At 43.7% G+C, this 18993-nt stretch carries 15 protein-coding genes; 8 read left to right on the forward strand and 7 right to left on the reverse strand.

What is annotated here, in order from left to right:
* The first annotated feature begins 85 nt into the window (after positions 1–85).
* The 4 genes from GTW09_RS07170 to GTW09_RS07185 are packed head-to-tail and all read left to right on the forward strand — an operon-like array spanning position 86 to position 6159.
* A complete protein-coding gene (locus tag GTW09_RS07170) occupies positions 86–2020 on the forward strand; it encodes a TolC family outer membrane protein (RefSeq protein ID WP_163111217.1) in 1935 nt (644 codons plus the stop codon).
* Positions 2021–2038: 18 nt separating this feature from the next.
* Positions 2039–4198, forward strand: a complete 2160-nt coding sequence (locus GTW09_RS07175) for a type I secretion system permease/ATPase (RefSeq protein ID WP_239059307.1) — start codon at positions 2039–2041, stop codon at positions 4196–4198.
* The gene (locus GTW09_RS07180; RefSeq protein ID WP_163111437.1) at positions 4195–5562 is read left to right on the forward strand and encodes an HlyD family type I secretion periplasmic adaptor subunit; all 1368 of its coding nucleotides are present in this window, start codon (positions 4195–4197) and stop codon (positions 5560–5562) included. The genes GTW09_RS07175 and GTW09_RS07180 overlap by 4 nt, the downstream gene beginning before the upstream one ends.
* Positions 5563–6159, forward strand: coding sequence for a response regulator transcription factor (locus GTW09_RS07185; protein ID WP_163111218.1), 597 nt, complete (start codon positions 5563–5565; stop codon positions 6157–6159). It abuts the gene before it with no gap.
* On the opposite strand, the gene GTW09_RS07190 is transcribed toward GTW09_RS07185, so the two are convergent.
* Positions 6134–8068, reverse strand: a complete 1935-nt coding sequence (locus tag GTW09_RS07190; protein ID WP_163111219.1) for a bifunctional diguanylate cyclase/phosphodiesterase — start codon at positions 8066–8068, stop codon at positions 6134–6136. The two genes, GTW09_RS07185 and GTW09_RS07190, sit on opposite strands and share 26 nt — an antisense overlap.
* Before the next feature lie 5 nt (positions 8069–8073).
* Positions 8074–8754, reverse strand: coding sequence for a transglutaminase-like cysteine peptidase (locus tag GTW09_RS07195; protein WP_163111220.1), 681 nt, complete (start codon positions 8752–8754; stop codon positions 8074–8076).
* 291 nt (positions 8755–9045) lie between these two features.
* Between GTW09_RS07195 and GTW09_RS07200 the strand changes: the two genes are divergently transcribed.
* Entirely contained in the window at positions 9046–9918 is an 873-nt protein-coding gene (locus tag GTW09_RS07200) for an alpha/beta fold hydrolase (protein ID WP_163111221.1), read from the forward strand.
* 140 nt (positions 9919–10058) lie between these two features.
* Here GTW09_RS07200 and GTW09_RS07205 read toward each other — a convergent pair whose 3' ends face one another.
* The 3 genes from GTW09_RS07205 to yrfG all read right to left on the reverse strand — a co-directional run bounded on the left by GTW09_RS07205 (position 10059) and on the right by yrfG (position 12888).
* Positions 10059–11444: an NAD-dependent succinate-semialdehyde dehydrogenase gene (locus GTW09_RS07205; RefSeq protein ID WP_163111223.1), complete on the reverse strand. Its 1386-nt coding sequence runs from the start codon at positions 11442–11444 to the stop codon at positions 10059–10061.
* A gap of 197 nt (positions 11445–11641) precedes the next feature.
* Complete coding sequence (gene yjjX / locus GTW09_RS07210) at positions 11642–12187, reverse strand: inosine/xanthosine triphosphatase (RefSeq protein WP_163111225.1); 546 nt, start codon at positions 12185–12187, stop codon at positions 11642–11644.
* 2 nt (positions 12188–12189) lie between these two features.
* Positions 12190–12888: a GMP/IMP nucleotidase gene (gene yrfG, locus GTW09_RS07215; protein WP_163111227.1), complete on the reverse strand. Its 699-nt coding sequence runs from the start codon at positions 12886–12888 to the stop codon at positions 12190–12192.
* 76 nt (positions 12889–12964) lie between these two features.
* On the opposite strand from yrfG, the gene nudE reads away from it, so the two are divergent.
* From nudE to GTW09_RS07230, 3 genes are all read left to right on the forward strand, one after another.
* The gene (gene nudE, locus GTW09_RS07220) at positions 12965–13528 is read left to right on the forward strand and encodes an ADP compounds hydrolase NudE (RefSeq protein WP_163111229.1); all 564 of its coding nucleotides are present in this window, start codon (positions 12965–12967) and stop codon (positions 13526–13528) included.
* 3 nt (positions 13529–13531) lie between these two features.
* Entirely contained in the window at positions 13532–14377 is an 846-nt protein-coding gene (gene cysQ / locus GTW09_RS07225; protein ID WP_163111231.1) for a 3'(2'),5'-bisphosphate nucleotidase CysQ, read from the forward strand.
* 157 nt (positions 14378–14534) lie between these two features.
* Positions 14535–15116: a YceI family protein gene (locus GTW09_RS07230; RefSeq protein WP_163111233.1), complete on the forward strand. Its 582-nt coding sequence runs from the start codon at positions 14535–14537 to the stop codon at positions 15114–15116.
* Between the two features lie 173 nt (positions 15117–15289).
* Here the strand turns inward: GTW09_RS07230 and mdoH are convergent, their stop codons facing one another.
* Positions 15290–17320: a glucans biosynthesis glucosyltransferase MdoH gene (gene mdoH / locus GTW09_RS07235; protein ID WP_163111235.1), complete on the reverse strand. Its 2031-nt coding sequence runs from the start codon at positions 17318–17320 to the stop codon at positions 15290–15292.
* On the reverse strand, positions 17301–18947 hold the full coding sequence (locus GTW09_RS07240) for an OpgD/OpgG family glucan biosynthesis protein (RefSeq protein ID WP_239059308.1): 1647 nt from the start codon (positions 18945–18947) through the stop codon (positions 17301–17303). Before GTW09_RS07240 ends, mdoH begins: the two co-directional genes overlap by 20 nt.
* Positions 18948–18993 lie beyond the last annotated feature (46 nt).

Below are 18993 nucleotides of genomic sequence, written 5' to 3' on the forward strand. Positions count from 1 at the left end.
TTAATAAACTGGCGGAAAAGCAAATATGAATTAGGGTTAGAAGCATCATAGTGCACAAATGTCACCAAACTAAGAGTCGTAGTTTATGAAAAAACAATTTTCCTTAAAAACATCTCTCATACTTGGAATTCTTGGTGTTTCTTTGACTATGTTGGCAGCTGCGCAAAACAACAGCGTTAAGAACTCGCCTGTTAGCTTGGAAAACTACGTTCGCAAAGTTGTCAATGAAAACCCTGAAGTACAAGCTAGCTGGCGACAACTTCAGGTAGCCATGTCAGATGTAGATATCGCACGAGGAGGGTTTCGTCCGCGCGTCGATGTTTTAGCAACAAGTGCCTACAACGATAGAAACTATGGCTTAGATCGTGAATTTATGGGGCACACTGGCGAAATAACACTAACTCAAATGCTTTACGACGGATTCTTTACAAGCAGCGAAGTAAAACGCTTTAAGCAAGCGCAGGTAGTACGTTTTTTCGAATTGTTGAGTGAAATAGAGCAAAAGTCGTTAGACACCGCTCTCGCTTTTATGGACGTACAGCTATTTAGAGAACTCCTTACGCTGGCTGAAGAAAACCTTATTACTCACGTATCAGTTTTTAAGCAAATTGAGGAAAGTGTTGAAGCTGGTGTCGGACGTCGTGCTGACTTAGAACAGATAAGCGGTCGACTTTCCTTAGCTGAGTCTAATGTTTTGACAGAGCTATCTAATTTACACGATGTTACTGCACGATTTTTAAGACTTGTTGGAGAGAAACCAGCGGATAATTTAAATCGAGTCACTCTAAATACCGCTTATGTCGACGCAAGTGTTACCGACATAAATACATTGCTTACCAGTGCCTATGCCACCAACCCACAATTTAACGCTGCCATATACAACATTGACGCCCAACGTTATGCCGTAGACAGTGCAAAAAGCCTTTACCACCCGCAGGTAAATTTAACTGCTAGTTACGGAGCGCAAACACGCGACCTAGCCGCACTAAACAACACCATTACTGAAGCAAGTGTGGGCATTAATTTTTCTTACAATCTGTACAACGGCGGGTCTGACAGAGCCGCGATTCGCCAAGCCCTATCCCAGGTGGACCTCGCCAAAGATTTGCGCGACAAAGCCTGTATTGATATGAGACAAACTGTCCAAATAGCCTACAATGATATTATCAATATCACTGAGCAACTACCGTCTTTAAATGCTCATCGTATTTCGTCAGACAGAGTAAAGACAGCGTATATGGATCAATTCACCATAGGTGAACGCTCTCTACTGGACCTGCTAGACTCTGAAAATGAATATTACGAGTCGAGCAGAGCATATTTAGAGGCGCAATACACACTCGAAAAAGCGCGTGTAAGGCTTCTTGCTGCTTCAGGTAGCTTGGCGAAAACGCTTGGTATAACGAAAGAACGAGTACCAGATATGCTAAGTAGAGCGGAAGAAAAAATAAGTTACGACCCTAACTTTGTGTGCCCTGCGGTACGCACCAATTTTGCAGATGAGTTTAATATTCTTAAGCGCGACACCGATAATGATGGTGTTGTCGATTTATGGGATGACTGTGTGAACTCTGCACCAGGTGAGGCGGTGGATAATATGGGGTGTGGAGTGAAGGAGCCTGAGCCTAACGCTGCAGATTTCACCCTAGACAATGCAGAAATTGTTGATTCATTCAAAATAAACATTGAGTTTGCCACTAATTCGACTGAGGTACTACCCAAGTATGAAGGTGCTTTTCAGCAGGTCATCGATACATTGAATAGTATGCCCAATACAGGGGTTATCATTCATGGTCACGCCTCACTTGATGGCGACGCCGCCTACAATCAAAGACTGTCTGAACGCAGAGCAAATGCCGTCGCATCTCTTCTTATGTCAAAAGCCAACATTGAAGCACGGCGAATTACTTCTGTTGGATACGGAGAGAGCCGCCCGCTTGTTGATGAGGAATCTAAAGCTGCCAATGCGCGCAACCGCAGAATTGAGGCGGCTATTATCCAGCTTCCTTCTAGTGAGTAGACGAGGGAAAAGGCCGGTATGAAGAAAAAAAAGGTCGTAGACGATATTTCATACTTGGAACAAAAAGGCGGTGTATTAATGGACTGTCTAATAACAGTCTGCCGTGTGCATAAAGTAGAGGTGTCTCGAGTAGGCCTGCTGAGTGGGTTACCATTAAACAATGGTGAACTATCGCCCACAGGCTTTGAACGCGCAGCCAAGCGAGCAGGGCTTGCTAGTCGAACCGTTAAACGCGAACTGAAGCAAATCAATCCAGCGTTGCTGCCGGTCGTTCTTATTCTCCATGACAAACAAGCCTGTGTATTACACGGTTTAAACGAAACTCATGTCAAAGTATCTTATCCCGAACTTGACGATGCCGTTGTTGAAGTACCCCGTACTGAACTTGCCGACCAATACACAGGCTATGCTATTTTTGCCCGCCCTGAAATGCATGCGCAGAAAGCCAGCTCCAATATTGATAAATCATCGGTAGGGCATTGGCTGTGGTCGTCAATTAGCACAGCCAAAGATTTGTACCGCGACGTCATCTTAGCTTCAGTATTTATAAGTTTACTATCTCTTGCACTACCACTGTTCGTGATGAACGTGTATGACAGAGTTGTACCTAACGCAGCGCTGGAGACGTTGTGGGCTCTGGCCGTTGGCGTATTGCTGGTACTAACTGCAGACTTTCTTTTGCGAATGCTGCGTCAGTATTTTGTCGAGTTAGCAGCAAGTCGATTAGATGTGACACTTTCAGCTAAAATAATGGAAAAAGTACTTTCAATAAACCTAGCAAGTAGGCCCCCAAAGAGCGGGTCCTTTATCAATAGCTTGCAGTCTTTTGAAAGTATCAGACAATTTTTTAGCTCTGTTACTTTAGTCGCTTTGGTCGACTTACCGTTTGGTTTGTTGTTTATCGTAATTATCGCGATGATCGATGTCTATCTTATAATTCCTATTCTGTTTGGCTGCACTTTTATCTTTCTTTATGCCATCAAGGCGCAGCGAGTTATGCGTTCTTTATCCGAAGAATCGATGGAAATAAGCTCGCGAAAGAGTTCATTAGTTACCGAGAGTGTTACGTCCCTAGAAGATATCAAAGCTTTTGGTTATGAAAGCCGAAACCAAAGTGAGTGGGAAAAGCAGACTATCTTTTTGGCCAAAGTGAACGCCAAGTTACGCTTAGTTTCAATGTCGGTGAATAACGCAGCACTTTGGGTGCAGCAGTCCGTAGGTGCCGTTATCATTTTAACCGGTGTTTATCTCATTATAGAGGGGCTTATTACGCAAGGCGGACTAATTGCTGCTTACCTATTATCAAGCCGAGCTATGGGGCCAGTTTCACAAGCCGCTGCACTGTTAGCGCAGTATCACCATGCTGAAACAGCAAAAAACACCCTTGATGAGATTATGGCGCTGCCTAGTGAATCAGGAAAAAATCAGCAAATCAAAAGTAACCTTTCCCTGAACGGTAATATAGATTCCAAGCAACTATGCTTTAAGTATCCAGACGAAAGTGTCATGGCGCTCAAAGATGTTAACTTTTCTATAAAGCGAGGTGAGCATGTCGCTATTTTAGGAAAAAATGGTTGTGGCAAGTCAACTCTCAATAAGCTTTTAATGGGGTTTTACCAGTGTGAATCTGGACAGCTTCTTTTAGACGGCATAGACCTTCAGCAGTACGACCCTACTCTTTTGCGCAAACAAATTGGGTACGTACCCCAAGATGTTAGTCTTTTTCATGGGTCGCTTAAAGACAACATTTTAACCGATGATTTACGTACTAATGAAAGTGGCTTTTGGGATGTTCTTACCAACTGTGGTTTAGCGCCACTGGTGAACGGCAATGCCAGCGGTGTAGAGCAAAACGTGGGAGAAAGAGGATGCTTATTATCTGGCGGTCAACGCCAAGCCGTGGCGATTGCTCGAGCCATCGTTCGCGATCCTGCTATATTTATTATGGACGAACCCACTTCAGCCATGGATTCAACAAATGAGGCGCTTATAAAAAACACCATAAAATCAGCTTCAGAAGGTAAAACATTAATCATAAACACACACCGAACCACATTACTGGATCTCGTAGATCGTGTAATCGTTGTTGAAAATGGAAAAGTCATTGCAGATGGCAAGAAAGAAGATGTACTTATTCAATTTAAGCAGCCCAATCAAGCAATTAAGAAGGCGACATAATGTCAAATTCTGACGGCAATAAGAAAGACTGGCTGCAAAGACTAATGCGGGGATGGCTCGCGCCACCTCCAGGCCAAGACTGGGTGTTGGAGGCAGAGTGGTCGCGAATTATGCAAACGCCAGTGAAAGCACGGGGACTACTCTATCTTGTTTCTATCACTCTCTTTTTACTGATTGGATGGGCTTACTTTGCTGAAATTGACGAGGTCGCTAAGGGCGATGGCAAAGTTATCCCTTCTCAACAACTGCAAGTACTGCAGTCTTACGATGGCGGGATTGTTCAAAATATTTTAGTAGAGGAAGGACAAACCGTTGAAGCTGGGCAGGTATTGTTGAGAGTAGATCCTACTCGATTTCTATCTAGCCTTGAGGAAAACACGACACAATTTGCAGCGCTAGCTGCAAAAGTACAGCGATTATCGGCTCTCACGCAAGGGAGCCCTCTACGTTTTAACCGAGAGCTTTTTAAAAAGGAACCAAAAATTGTTGAAAACGAGCGCAAATTGTACAACTCAAACTTAGCTGAACTTCATGAAGTGGCAGCGGGCTCAGATTCGCGAATTACGCAACGTCGACAAGATGTGGAAGAGGAGCGCGCTAGCTTATCTCAATATGAAAACATGCTGGTACTATCTAAGAAAGAGTTGGCCGTCACAAAACCATTGTTAGCCTCTGGGGCGGTATCAGAGATAGAGATACTCAGATTAGAGCGACAAATTGTTGAGCTAGAGGGGAACATTACCAAGTCGAATGTAGCTATTGAGCGTGGCCTTAATGCAATAGAAGAGGTCATCATTGCAAAAGAAGAAAGTCGCTTAAAACTTATTAACCGCTGGAATCAGGAATTGACAGATGCAACCGCTGAAATGGCTCGGCTGCAACAGTCAAAAACGAGCTTGCAAGATGTGGTATCTCAAGCTGATATCAAATCACCTATCAATGGAACGGTGCAACGCTTACTTATCAATACCGTAGGAGGGGTTATTACTCCGGGCAGTGAAGTGGTTGAGCTTATCCCTCAAGACGACAAGTTGATTGTCGAGGCAAAAATATCACCTAAAGACATCGCATTTATTAGAAAGGGGCAGCCTGCCATTCTTAAATTCAGCGCATACGATTTTTCTATCTATGGTGGAATGTCGGCTGAAGTTCAGCACATCAGTGCTGATGCAATTACAAATGATAAGGATGAAACTTATTACCTAATAAGGCTTGCAACACAGAAAAATGTCACTGATGAGTCTTGGACAATTTTGCCGGGAATGATTGTTCAAGTAGATATACTGACGGGTAAAAAGACCGTGCTCAATTACATACTATCCCCCCTGTTTAACGTTACATCATCAGCTCTGCGAGAACGTTAGATGAAACACTTCATTGCTGAAAAACACTTACAGGGCACGCTCACTCAGTTTTCGTGGCAGGGCTATCATGACATTTCACAACTTGAGTTCACCAAAAACGACTTTATTTGGATTTTAACGGCAGATGAAAACTGGCCTAAGAAACTGGTGGAAGCAAAACAAAAAGTAGCATCAGTGATATTGCTTACCTACAAATACGATCGCGCAGAAATGCAAACAGCATTAATGCTCGGTGCCAGAGCTTACTGTCATGTTCTTGGTACACAGTCGCTTCTTTCTTCAGTGGTACGAGTGGTCGACGCTGGTGGGATTTGGCTGCCAAACGAATTGTTATTAGCGCTTACTTTTGACATTGCCAACAGTACAAAGGCAAAGCATAACCTTCCAACGCTAAATGGAATTACTAAAAGGGAAAAAGATGTTTTGAGCGGAATTTTAGATGGCCTTGGTAATAAAGAAATAGCGAAAGAATACGGAATTACCGAGCGAACCGTCAAAGAGCATGTTGGCTCGCTTCTCAACAAGTTTGGTGCTAAAGACAGAATAAACTTACTACTTCGCTTAGGTGAATTTAGTCATCTAAAAGATGCTCTATAACTTCTATGTGAGACACGACTCCATCGATACCCAGCTCTGAAAACAGTTCTTGATGATCTGAGCGGTTTACTCCATCAGCATAAACTTTAATACCAAACGTGTGTGCCAACGAGCAAAACCCTTGTAAGAAAGAATGATTGGCACGGTTGCTATCTATGTCAGCCATAAAGCCAGAATCAATTTTTACGTAGTCTAAACCTAATTCTTGAATGTTAATAAGCTGAGAGAAAGATTCACCAACACGCTTCAGCCCCACTTCACATCCTTTTACTTTTAAAGTACTACAAAACTGTTTGAACGCTTCGGGGAAACGAGTAGCAGTAGACTCCCTTACTTCAAAACACAGTCGTTTAGCTGCGTTTGGATTAGCGTTTAATTGATAGTGCAGCTGCGCCAAAATTTCGTTATCTAGTAAAAACTGTTCTGAACACAAAAAAGCGAATTTTGATTGGGCTTTGTTAGAATTTATATACTTGATCAAAAAAGTAATCGTCGTCAGCTCGAGCTGCGGTAGTAAGTCAAGGTAGCGAGCCCAATGCGTGTAGTACCCACTTTGGCGCAGCTGTCCATTTATATCGACTCCAGCCCAAGCTTGGTAGTGAATCACCTGCCTTTTAGCATTCAAGACTGGATAATTAAATGTTTCAACCTTTGCATGAGTTATCGCCGAGGTCAGCACCTCTGTCCATGCTCTTTCCTCTTCAATCGGCTCGTTATGCATAAGTTCGCTTTCGATGGAAGGGTATGCCAATTCCGAAGATTGAGCTTCGTTTAGCATAGTGTCGGCTCGCATCAACACACTTGAAACACTATCGTCAGCGCGAAGCTTTACTACAGACTGAAATATTTCAGGGTCATTTGGATTACAAAATATTTCTGTACAAATATTATGAAAAGCGTAGGCAATAACGCTTGCATCATGAGTTTCAGTCAACAAAACGGCAAATTCATTTTTTTGCAGTCTTGCAATACGGCTATCGGTAAAACTATGGTGGTTGTCCTGAAGGACACCATTAATAGCACTGGCCAGTTCCCTCAGTCTTGTTTGCTTCTCATTGGCAGGTATACGCAGAAAACCTTGCTCAACTGTAAATCGAATTAGAAAAACACAATTTATGCCTTGAGTGTCTCTAAACGCTAGTTGGCCTTTGAGCATTAAAATGAAGTAGTCTCTATTCGCCAGGCCACTCTCATCGTCAAACTGAGTTTTATGGCGCATTAAATCTAGCCGGGTATTTTCTTTTTCCATCACCATTTTAGACTTTTGTGCCAAAAAGTTCATCGCGTTTACAACGCGTTTGAGTTCAAGAGTTCTCGGAACCTTCGACTTTATAAATCGCATATTTTGAAACGCCTCCGCTTGATACACAACATCATCAAGAGGACGTAAAATCTTGCGAAGAAACCAGGCGCCAATGATACCGGCAAGAAAAGCAATAAATAGAAGTCCGATAACTAAACGATAGGCTGCACGCCACATTGAGGCTACGATAAAACCAGTATCCGCTTCGACATAAATAGTTCCATACTGACTCCAGCCATCACTTACTTGCGCAACACCGGGCTCTAAATTAGGGGAAAAATAATTTGCGAACCAGCGAGGTGAGTTTTGGTTAAACTGAAAAGACTGATGATGGTCAGATATGATAGCGCCGTTGGCATCTTTTAATATAATCGCTGAATAGTGACCAATATCAAACTGCGACATAATGAATAAATCGAGAGTTACAGGGTCTTTCTCTAACTTACTCAATGTCAACGCAAGCATGGTCGCATTGTCGATGTTTTTAGCGTAAAGCTGCTCTTCAACATAATGTTTGGTTGTTACACCATAGATACTGACACTACCAATGATTGCTACAACCAAAACCACAACGATTGCTAGCCACAACTCTTTGATAATCGACATACACTTTAAGACCTTCTACTGATGCCTTCTTGCTTCATTCGCTCGATAACATTTCGCCACTTCGATAGACGACTGATCGAGTTTGACGTTTGGTTTACCTGCCCAGGCTGCCAAATTCCAGAATCATTAAAGCTAAAAACAGGAATAAGGTCTGTCCGTTGAGATCCCGGTAATACATTTGAGACGAGACTGTCTAACACTAAGGGGTCGGAAGATGGCATATCGTAGTAACCCAAAACCATATGTGCTTGAGTCATTCGGCTTCGTCCGATCCTAGCCTTCACATAAATAAGTCGCAGCTTTTCACTCGCTACGCCTAAGTGTAGCAGAGCAACGTATTTAGCAATTGCGAAATCCTCACAATCGCCTTTTGAATGCCCTAAAAGCTCGGAAGGAGTAGCCCAGTAGTCTTTTTCGTTAAATACGTCGGGATCGTTCGCATACTCTACATGCTCATCGAAAAATGAATTTACGCCAATTAGCTTCGCTTCAATACTTTCATTCTTTAGCGCCAAGAGGGTGTCTGCCAAAGCGTTTACGACACTCGCTTTATCGGCGCCATAGTTAGTGCTAACACTACGTTCAAGTATATCAAATTCAATATTTAAGGAAGACTCAGTGCGCTGTCCGGAGACGAACAGGGCTACAAGTAGCAGGCAAAATAGCGCAAATTTGTAAAATGTCATATTGTGAAAGCTTTTTAAAAAAAGGCGCCATTGTGGGCACGAGCGCTGTCGCTTAAGGAGAGTATTTCACAGTTCTTCATACATATAACACGAGTCAATCTATAAGCCAATAAACATCCTAGCACGGATTCATTGCGCTAATTGAAAACGGAAATAGATTTAATTACACGACTTCATTTAATCCTGAGATTTGATTTTCGCCAGTTGAATGTCGCTAAAACGACAGACGAAGTCTTTAAAAGTAGGGTAGTTTGAATAACAGCGAACAACCAACACTCAGAGTGTTTAAACATGCAGCTTGAAAGATGGCATAGCGGCGGTGACTTTTTTACCGTTAACGGGCAAAAGATATTTTTCCGCACTGACGGTGAAGGGCCAGCCTTACTGCTTATCCACGGCTATCCCACAGCCAGTTATGACTGGGTAAAACTATGGCCCACATTAACAAAGTACTTTCGCTGCATTACGCTTGATATGCTGGGGTTCGGATTTAGCTTCAAAGCGCCAGTAAAATATCAAATTACTCAACAGGCCGGTATTATCTGTGCACTTATGAAGCATCTAAACGTGCCTGAAACACATGTAGTTTCTCACGACTATGGTGACACAGTTGCCCAAGAACTTATGGCCCAGCAGGCCGATGGTACGCTGCCATTTCATATCAGTACGCTTAATCTTTTAAATGGCGGCCTCTTTCCAGAAACCCATTTAGCCTTACCTATTCAAAAGCTTTTACTTTCTCCCGTTGGAGGAATACTTATTCGCTTTCTCAATAAAAACGCTATTAGAAAAAGTATGCGGGGTATTTTTGGCGAAACTACACCGCCAACTGAACAAGACATTGATGATTTTTGGACGTTGATCAGTACCAACAGCGGTCATAAATATATGCATCTACTGCTGGATTACATGAATCAGCGCAAAAAGCACAGAGAACGATGGGTGACAGCACTTCAAAATGCCAAAACTCCAATTCGGTTAACGGTCGGTATGTCAGATCCTATTTCAGGAGCTCATATGGCCAGTCGATACAAGGAACTCATTCCCAACCCACACGTGGTAGAACTGAATAACATTGGTCATTACCCACAAATAGAGAGCCCGAAAGAAGTGTTAGCATCAGTGCTTGAACATATTGAGAGAAGCGCAGAGGACAAAGGCTAAATAAACCATAAAAGCATTCACAGGCATAGAAAAAGGGGCAGAGTAATCACTCTGCCCCTTTTACTTAGCATGCATCAGCGAGATTTGAATTTCAGTTCAACCCTCTAAAGCTCGCTTAAGTTATTTAACAAGGTCAATTTTTACGCCTCCTTACTCGCTACCATAATCGTTTTAATATTCACAAATTCGCGAATACCATAGCCACCGTGCTCTCTACCATAGCCGCTGTCCTTCACACCACCAAAGGGCAGGTTAGGCTGGGCTAATGAATAGCCATTAATATTCACCATACCTGTATCAAATTCGTTTTTAGCAAGCTCAATGGCTTTATCAGTATCGGTACTGAAAATACCGCCGCCAAGTCCATAACGAGAATCGTTAGCAATTTCCATCGCTTGTTTGTCGTCACGAGCTCGAATAAGTGATGCTACGGGGCCAAATAGTTCATCATCGTAGGCTGGCATGCCCGGTGTAACATTTTCAAGCACAGTCACTGGATAGAAGTAGCCAGCTTCATCAGGTACTTCGCCACCTAATGATATGGTTGCTCCCGAATTTACCGATTTCTCTACTTGCTCGTGCAGTTCATCGCGCAAGTCTTCGCGAGCCATAGGACCTAAATCAGTATCCTCTTTTGAGGGGTCGCCCACTTTAAGCTTTTTGCATTGAGCAACAAATCTGTCTCTAAACTCGTCGTATATGCTGTCGACAACAACAAAACGCTTCGCTGCGACACAGGTTTCACCATTGTTAATAACCCGGCCCTTAATACACATTTCTACTGCGTTATCGATATCTGCATCTGCAAGCACTACAAAAGCATCGTTACTTCCCAGCTCCATCACTGTCTTTTTAGACATGCTGGCAGCTTCCTCGGCCACTTGTTTACCCACGCCGTCACTACCTGTAAACGTTACGCCTCTCACATATTCATGCTTAATAAGCTCACTGGCCGTACTGCCGTCGATCATCAGTGATTGATATACATTTTTAGGGAACCCTGCATCTTCGTAAAGTTGCTGAATTGCCTGCGCCATACCAAATACGTTTTGAGCGTGCTTAAGCACGGTGGTGTTGCCGGCCATAATATTTGATGCGCTATAACGAATAACTTGGTAAAGCGGAAAGTTCCATGGCTGAATGCCAAGAATAACGCCTGTGGGCTGATAAGTTATAATAGCCTTGCCACCCTCGTATACACGGGCTTCATCTTCTAAAAACGATTCACCGTGCTTTGCGGTATATCGACAAATTTCAGCACATAGCTGCACTTCCTGTTTGCCTTGCGCGGTCACTTTACCCATTTCCAAGGTCATCAGATTAGCTAGGTCATCTATGCGCTCTTCCATCAAATCGGCAAGATTATTGAAAATATCGGCACGTGTGCCAAAAGAGGTCTTTTTCCAATTTAAATAGGCCTCGTGAGAACGGGTAACCGCGCGCTCTGCATCCTCTGCTGACATTAGTTGATAATGATCAATCTGCTCACCGGTTGCCGGGTTGTACGTATTAATTGTATCGCTCATTGTTAAACTCCTTGTTCCAATAATGAAACAAGTAGTGCAACTACAGCGCCAACCCGCAACAAGCCTAAATAGCCCAATAAAATCAGAACTTTAGCAATAAAACCCCGTTAAAAAGGAGCTTTTGAACAGCAGTGATTTTTGGGAAAAGATTACGGGAAGCAGTAAAGATTTCAGAGAAAAATTAAGCCATGCCCTACCTAATCGGTAAACAAATCAGGAAAATGAAACTTTGCCATCGCAAGCGTAAGAGCAACTTCGTAAACACTTTGGCGGGTTGCATGGTTTAGGGTTAATAGACCAATGGCCCCCCCTTTTTGTTTTACATTAACGGTGTCGAATAATGCGTCCATCACAGAGCCAAGCTCTTCACCTCTTTGTAAGGCCTGAAAGACTGCAACGGGAAGCGGCAAGCTTGCACTTCGCGTAACAGACCAATGCCCTTCGTGATAAATGGCAACATAAGCAAAAGTGGCAGGGCCATCTTCAAAAACGTCAACTCCGCCTTCTATCGCCACATACCAAGAGTCTGGAAAGCCGCCTTCATGTGCAGCGAGCATCGCTTTTATGCGGTTAATTGCCCCCTCTCGAGTTTCGGCTTCAGACATAGGTTGGTCGGAAACGCCACTCTCTACTGACATACCTTCGGCATCGAAGTCATGCTCTAAGGTATCTGACAAGGTATTAAGTGCAGCATTTACCTTAACTGGATTTTTCGATCCAACATAAATGGTGTCGAGAACCATGATCACTGTCCCTCGCTAGGGTTGTTGATAATATCATCGAGCATTAAACGGTAATCTCTTACTGCCGGGAACTCGGTAATATTTCTATTTGGAAGTGTTCTGTCAGGATTGTCTACCGCTAATAAATGTTTAATTCCGAAGGTTTTAGCCGCATTTAAAATGGGCAGAGAGTCGTCAACAAATAGTGTGCGATCGTTTGCAAAGTTAATGCGCTCCTGCAAACGCTGCCACAGTAGCTGCGACTCTTTCGTTACACCGAACTCATGAGTAGAAATAAGGTTATCTATATGGGCATCTAACTGCGTGTGCTCGAGCTTTAATGCCAGACTGTTTGGGTGAGCATTGGTAACCAGCACAACTTGTCTACCCGATTTATGCAAGGCATCTAAGAACGGAATTGTATCGTCTCGCAGTGATAGCAAGTGAGATAACTCGCGCTTTAGCGGCATAAATTCTGTATCTAAATCTAATGACAAGGATTCGGCCCAGTAATCTAGGCAATACCATTGAATTTGACCAAACACGCTTTCGTAGCGCTTCTTCATTTCTGCTTGACTCTGTTCCTCCGAGATACCGCGAATTTCAGCTAATCGCTTTGGAAGGTGATACAACCAGAACTGATTATCGTAATGTAAGTCTAATAAGGTGCCGTCCATGTCGAGCAGCACAGTGTCTATTTCATTCCAGGGCAGAAAGGGCAAGCGATTTTCCTTATAATGAAGTAAGCTAGAATATGAGTAATTCAGTGAACATGATAACAAAGATGTAGCGAGAGACATGCCAAAAATTGACCCCAACAAAGCGTTACCACAAATTCATTCTCGTAAGATTGTGGCACAGAGCAATCTTTTCAGGGTAGAAAGTTTAGATTTAGAATTTTCTAACGGTGCAACACGTCAATTTGAACGAATGGCCGGCGGCAATCGCGGTGCCGTAATGATTGTTCCGATGTTAGATGAACAAACCATGGTGCTTATTCGAGAGTATGCCGCGGGTACGCATTCCTATCAATTAGGCTTTCCTAAGGGGTTAATCGATCCAGGTGAAACTGCTATTGAGGCGGCCAATAGAGAGTTACAGGAAGAAGCCGGTTTTGCCGCCAAAGAACTCATTGAATTACACAAAGTCAGCATGGCCCCTACTTTTTTCAATGCCAGTATGACCATCGTTTTAGCTCGAGATCTCTATCCTAAGACCTTAGAAGGCGACGAACCTGAACCCTTGGAAGTAATAAATTGGCCTATTGACGAAGCAGATGCTTTACTTGCAAGAGAGGATTTTGTTGAAGCGCGCTGTATTGCTGCACTGTTTTTAGCGCAAAAGTGGTTAAAGGAACAATAAACAATGCCCGACGATGCCCACCCCGACCTACTAAAATTGGCAAAAGAAGTTGCAATAGAAGCCGGCAAAGCAGTCTTAGAAGTTTATGAAAATCGTGATTTTGACGCCTATCAAAAAGACGATGACTCTCCGGTTACAAGTGCCGACTATCTCGCTAATGACATCATCAATAAGCGGTTATCGGAAGCTACGCCCGACATTCCAATTTTATCAGAAGAAAATAAGCACGCCAGTTTAGAGGAACGCAAGCATTGGAGTCGCTATTGGCTTATCGATCCTATCGACGGTACGCAGGAATTTATTGCTCGAAGCGGCGACTTTGCCGTTAACATTGCCCTGATTGAAAACAACGAACCTACTATTGGTGTTATTTTTTGGCCACCAGGTCAATCTATTTATTATGCGCAAAAGGGCAAGGGAGCGTTTAAGTCTTCGCCCGAAGGTGACAGACCCATTTCCGTTCGCAAATTGAGCGATCCTAACAGCAGTGTAGTAATGATTGCCATTAGTCGACGCCAATCTCGCGAAAAAGTGCTTAATCGGATGTGTGCTAAACGCATCTACAACATGTTGCCGCTTGGCAGTTGCTCACTCAAATCCTGTTTTATCGCTGAAGGTAAAGCAGATGTATTCATGCGTATTGGCATTACAGGCGAGTGGGATACGGGCGCATCTCAGTGTATTGTTTCAGAAGCAGGTGGCAGCATTACCACAGCAAATTTCGAACCTCTCACTTATAACAAGCGTCATTCGCTAGAGAACCCAGATTTTGTGGTAATGGGCGATCAACGCGTTCCATGGCAAGACATTGTGCAGTATGATGACTACGAAAACCCATACACCAAATAAAACGTATGCGTTGTTAGACATTGCGTAATTGTCGGTGTGGCTTACGCATTATTTCGCTGTAATTCAACCATATTGTTACCGAATACATTTCCTTTGGCCTGACACACGAAAGTACCGTGCCAAATGAAGTTAACGTATTAATAGGAGTAATAAAACGATGACCAAGTACATTCGTACATTATCGACAGCTTTACTTACTTGTGGCCTTGCATTCCCGGCCGCCGCAGATTGGACGATTGACGGTGACACAAGTGCATTACATTTTCTGTCTACAAAAAATTCGCAAGTCACCGAAGTTCACAAGTTCGACAGCTTCAAGGGCAATTTATCAGACAGCGGAAAGCTCAATGTTGAAGTTGACTTGTCGTCAGTCAATACAGCAATTGATATTCGCAACAAACGCATGCAAGAAATGCTGTTTAACGTTAGTAAGTATGCCACCGCTAATTTTGAAGCAACGCTCACCGACACTATGATGAAGCTTAACGCTGGCGACGTTGTTAATGGTAAGGTAGACGGGATTTTAACGCTGCATGGTCAAGCCGTCCCAACAACGTTCGCAGTAACTGTTAGTCAGGTTGATGAAGATACGTTGACGGTGTCCACAAGCGCCCCTACGCTTATCAAAGCAGAATCATTTGGGCTGGCAAAAGGTGTAGCTGCACTGCAAGAAATAGCGGGGCTCAAAAGCATTACCACCACAGTACCAGTCACATTTTCTGTTACCCTGAAGCGGTAGAAAATATATCTCTTCAATGCTGCTTAAGTGAGTGCAAAATTCAAGCGTGAACAGCTTGGAGCATTATGAGCTTAGAGCCTGAGAAGATTGAGCTACAGTGGGCTTACACCCGCCACAAGAGACGAAAAAGCCGCTTAAATCAGCGGCTTTTCTATGTTCAAAATATAAAAGTATTACATCTGCTCGGCCAGCACCGGCTTTCTCACCTCAGGTTTTTGGTTGAGCGCTTGCTCTGGCATAGTTAACCACAGGCTATCCGGTAATGCAGGCGCATCAACCTCGTGTTTAGAAGCTGCAAAGTGAGATATGGCAAAATGCTTCATAGCCACTTTCAGTCGCTTCAGTGCCCTACATTCATTCACCTCCTCACCGATAACAAACACACCCCACTTACGCATAGTGATACCCAGTGCATCACTGCTGGTTAGTCGGATAACTGGCGCTGCTAACACCATGCCTACGAGTACAGGCAGCAACCACATAAACAACGATGGCGTGAAGTAGAACGTTGTAACTCCCCATGCCACGGCCAACGAACTCATGATTTGAGTATGCTTAATTGCAACAGACCACGGCACTTTTCGGCCTTCTCGCTCTTGAGCTTCCCACTTCACTGAGAACCCAAAAAACACGCTTATAACGAAGTAACTATGATAAAACATCATAAGAGGCGCAATCAGCACTGCCATTATAAGCTCTACTGTAGCGCCTTTGACTAGCGACCATGCGCCACCGAATTCGCTTCTGCGTTTAATTAACGCCAGAGTAATACCCAATAATTTAGGCAGGAATAACAGGGCTGCAGTCCCCCACATTGTCACCATCATCATATCCTGTCTAGCAACCTGCCAACTTGGAAATAGCTGATATTCAGACATGAAGAATTGAGGAACGGTAGTAGCACGAATTAACGCATCGACTGTGCCCAGTGCCAACATACAGAACAGAACAAGTGATGATATATAAGCGAACGCACCGAATAGGAAGTGCAAACGGTTAGCCATTTTTAGGCCTTTTACATTCAAAAGCCCGAGGTGCTGAATATTCCCCTGTACCCACCTGCGATCGCGAATAGCATAATCAACAATGTTACTCGGTACTTCTTCATAGCTTCCCGTAGTATCTGTAAGTAAATAGGCTTCCCATCCAGCTCGAGCCAAAAGGGCCGCCTCAACAAAATCATGGCTTAATACTTCCCCGCCAAACGGAGCGCGTCCTTTAAGAGTAGGTAAGCCGCAGTGCTGCATAAACGGCGCTATACGTATAATAGCGTTATGCCCCCAATAGTTCGCACTGTCGGTTTGCCAGAACGACAACCCTGTGGCCAGCATTGGACTATATAAATGCGCAGCAAACTGCACAAAACGACCAAAAAATGTATTTTGGCGAACTGGCATAGGAATAGTTTGAATAAGCGCTGTATTTGGAGCTTGCTCAATTCTTCTCGCTAAATCCTCCATACGCTCACCGGTCATTACGCTGTCAGCGTCTAACACAATCATAGCTTCATAATTGCCGCCCCAACGTTCACAAAACTCTTTGAGATTACCCACCTTTCTATGCGTGTTGTTTTCACGGCGACGATAAAAAACGTGCTGCGCATAATCACCAAGGCGCCTTTGAAGGCGAGCAAATGCGCGCAGCTCGGCATCGGCCTTCTCAGCGTCACGCGTATCGCTAAGCATGAAAAAGTCAAAGTTGTTACCACTTTCACGTTCCATGAGCTCGCGGATACATGCTTCAAAGCCAACCATAATTCGCTTTGTATCTTCATTGTACACTGGCATTACAACAGCGTGACGCTGGTTAAGAGAAACGCTAAAGTCGGGCTGACTGGGTTTCTTCTTCAAACTAAGAGGGTCGATGTTAAACAGCTGTAAAACAAATCCAATAATACCTGTCCAAAACGCCATGCACAGCCACGCAAATAGGGTTAAACCAAGTCCTAACTGAGCAATCTCTAAATTGGTTAATCCGTTGGGTAAGAAAATTTCATACAAGCTCCAGCCGGCTAGGCCCGTGCTTGGTATTACGAGCATTGCCATTATAAATAAACGCATACTTGCTCCTTTGACGATCTGATTTCGTTGTGACTGTGCTGGTTGCAACCCTGATCGCAAACCGCTATCCAATTGTTTCTTATCGCGAACGGACGAGCGTGTATCTTGCTTGCCGTTATCAAACTTATTTAGGTTGATAGACATAATTCCACACCTCGCTTACTCGTTCGCCGTTCTGCTCTACATACACACGCATATCAACAGTTTGCTTTTCGTTTGGCTTCATGAAGAAAGTAGCTCTCCATTCTGCGCCGTCTGCAACGGGGTATAGGCGTTGGTCCGATACTGTACCGTTAACAATTTGCACAACGAGTTTGGTTGTCTCTGCATCGAAAACTTGATCTTCTGGCACTGAAAAATCAATGTTGAACTGACGTGTAGTCGCTAACACCTCATCTTTGAATTCGTCACCAGGCAGCACTGCTTGGCCTTGCCTGGTGCGCTCAACTGTAGCCAACTCGCTGTCAAAAGCATGCTGCTCAACAGTTTTAAGCTCGTAGGAGAAATACATCGACTCGCCTTCGTTTAGCGCCTGCTCTGGCGTCCAAAACGCAACAATGTTGTCATGAATTTCAGAAGTGGTTGGAATTTCAACTATTTCTAAATGGCCTTTGTCGAAACCTTCTTTAGGAGTTACCCACAAACCTGGGCGTATGTGATAGTTAGCTTCGGCATCGAGATAGTTGCTCCATTCGCCATCACGCTGCAACATGCCAAACCCTTGAGGCTTATTATCGCTCAGTGATGTGATTTGCAGACGCGAAGGATTGGTAAGCGGTCTCCAAATTTCTTCCCCAGCATGCGTTACCATTAGTACGCCATCGCTATCGTGAACTTCAGGGCGATAATCATCAAAAGATTGCTGAGTATTTTCGCCATACAAAAACATGCTGGTAAAAGGTGCGATACCCAACTTACCAACATCTTCTCGAGCGAATAGCCAACTTTCTACATCTACTGATGTGTCTTTACCTGGCTCAATAACAAACTTATATGCACCAGCCACCGAAGGGCTCTCTAACCTTGCATAAATAGTGATCGGATCCCCGTCCTTAGGTTCAACTACCCAAAATTCTGTGAAGTGGGGAAACTCCTCACCTTTTGTAAGCGCAGTGTCTATCGCTAGGCCTCTGGCTGAAATGCCATAAACTTGATTTTTGCCTACTAGGCGAAAGTAAGAAGCCCCCAAGAAAACCGCAAATTCATCTTTATACTCTTCACTTTTAATGGGGTAGTGAACTCTAAAACCAGCAAAACCAGATTCATTATCTGTTAATCCAGCAAGCTCAGAGGACTTTCCGTCGTAACGAAACATATTGCTGTTAAAAGGAAGCCGTTTTGGCGAGTTACTACTGTCGATGGTATGAACAGTGACTGGGTATTCATAAAGAAACCCAGGGTGGAAAAACTGAAGTTCGTAGTCATTTTCCTGATGCCAAAGACTCTGCTTAGGCTCGAAACGAATTGAACGATAGGTTTGATAATCTATCTCTTTCAACTTGCTGTCTAGGTTATGATCATCTTGCTCATAACTTTCATTAGCAGAAGCTCGAGCTGCATCAATGATAGATTGTAAAACCGGTGATGCTTGCTGCGGCTCGTTGGCTTTGCTTACCGGTGCTGCATTAACAGGCAAGGCCCATGCTGTTGTTAAGAAAATATACGTCATTACACTTGCAGCGCTGATCATTGCGCGCGGCAGCGAAGAACTTTTAGGTAAAAGACTTTTAGATAAATTACAAATAGTGTTCGAAAAACGTGGTAATGCCATTTTTCCTCTCCTTTGGGTAAACGGGCTATCACATAGGCTTTGCTTA

Origin of the sequence: Alteromonas hispanica (assembly GCF_010500915.1) — a bacterium.
Lineage (GTDB): Bacteria > Pseudomonadota > Gammaproteobacteria > Enterobacterales > Alteromonadaceae > Alteromonas > Alteromonas hispanica.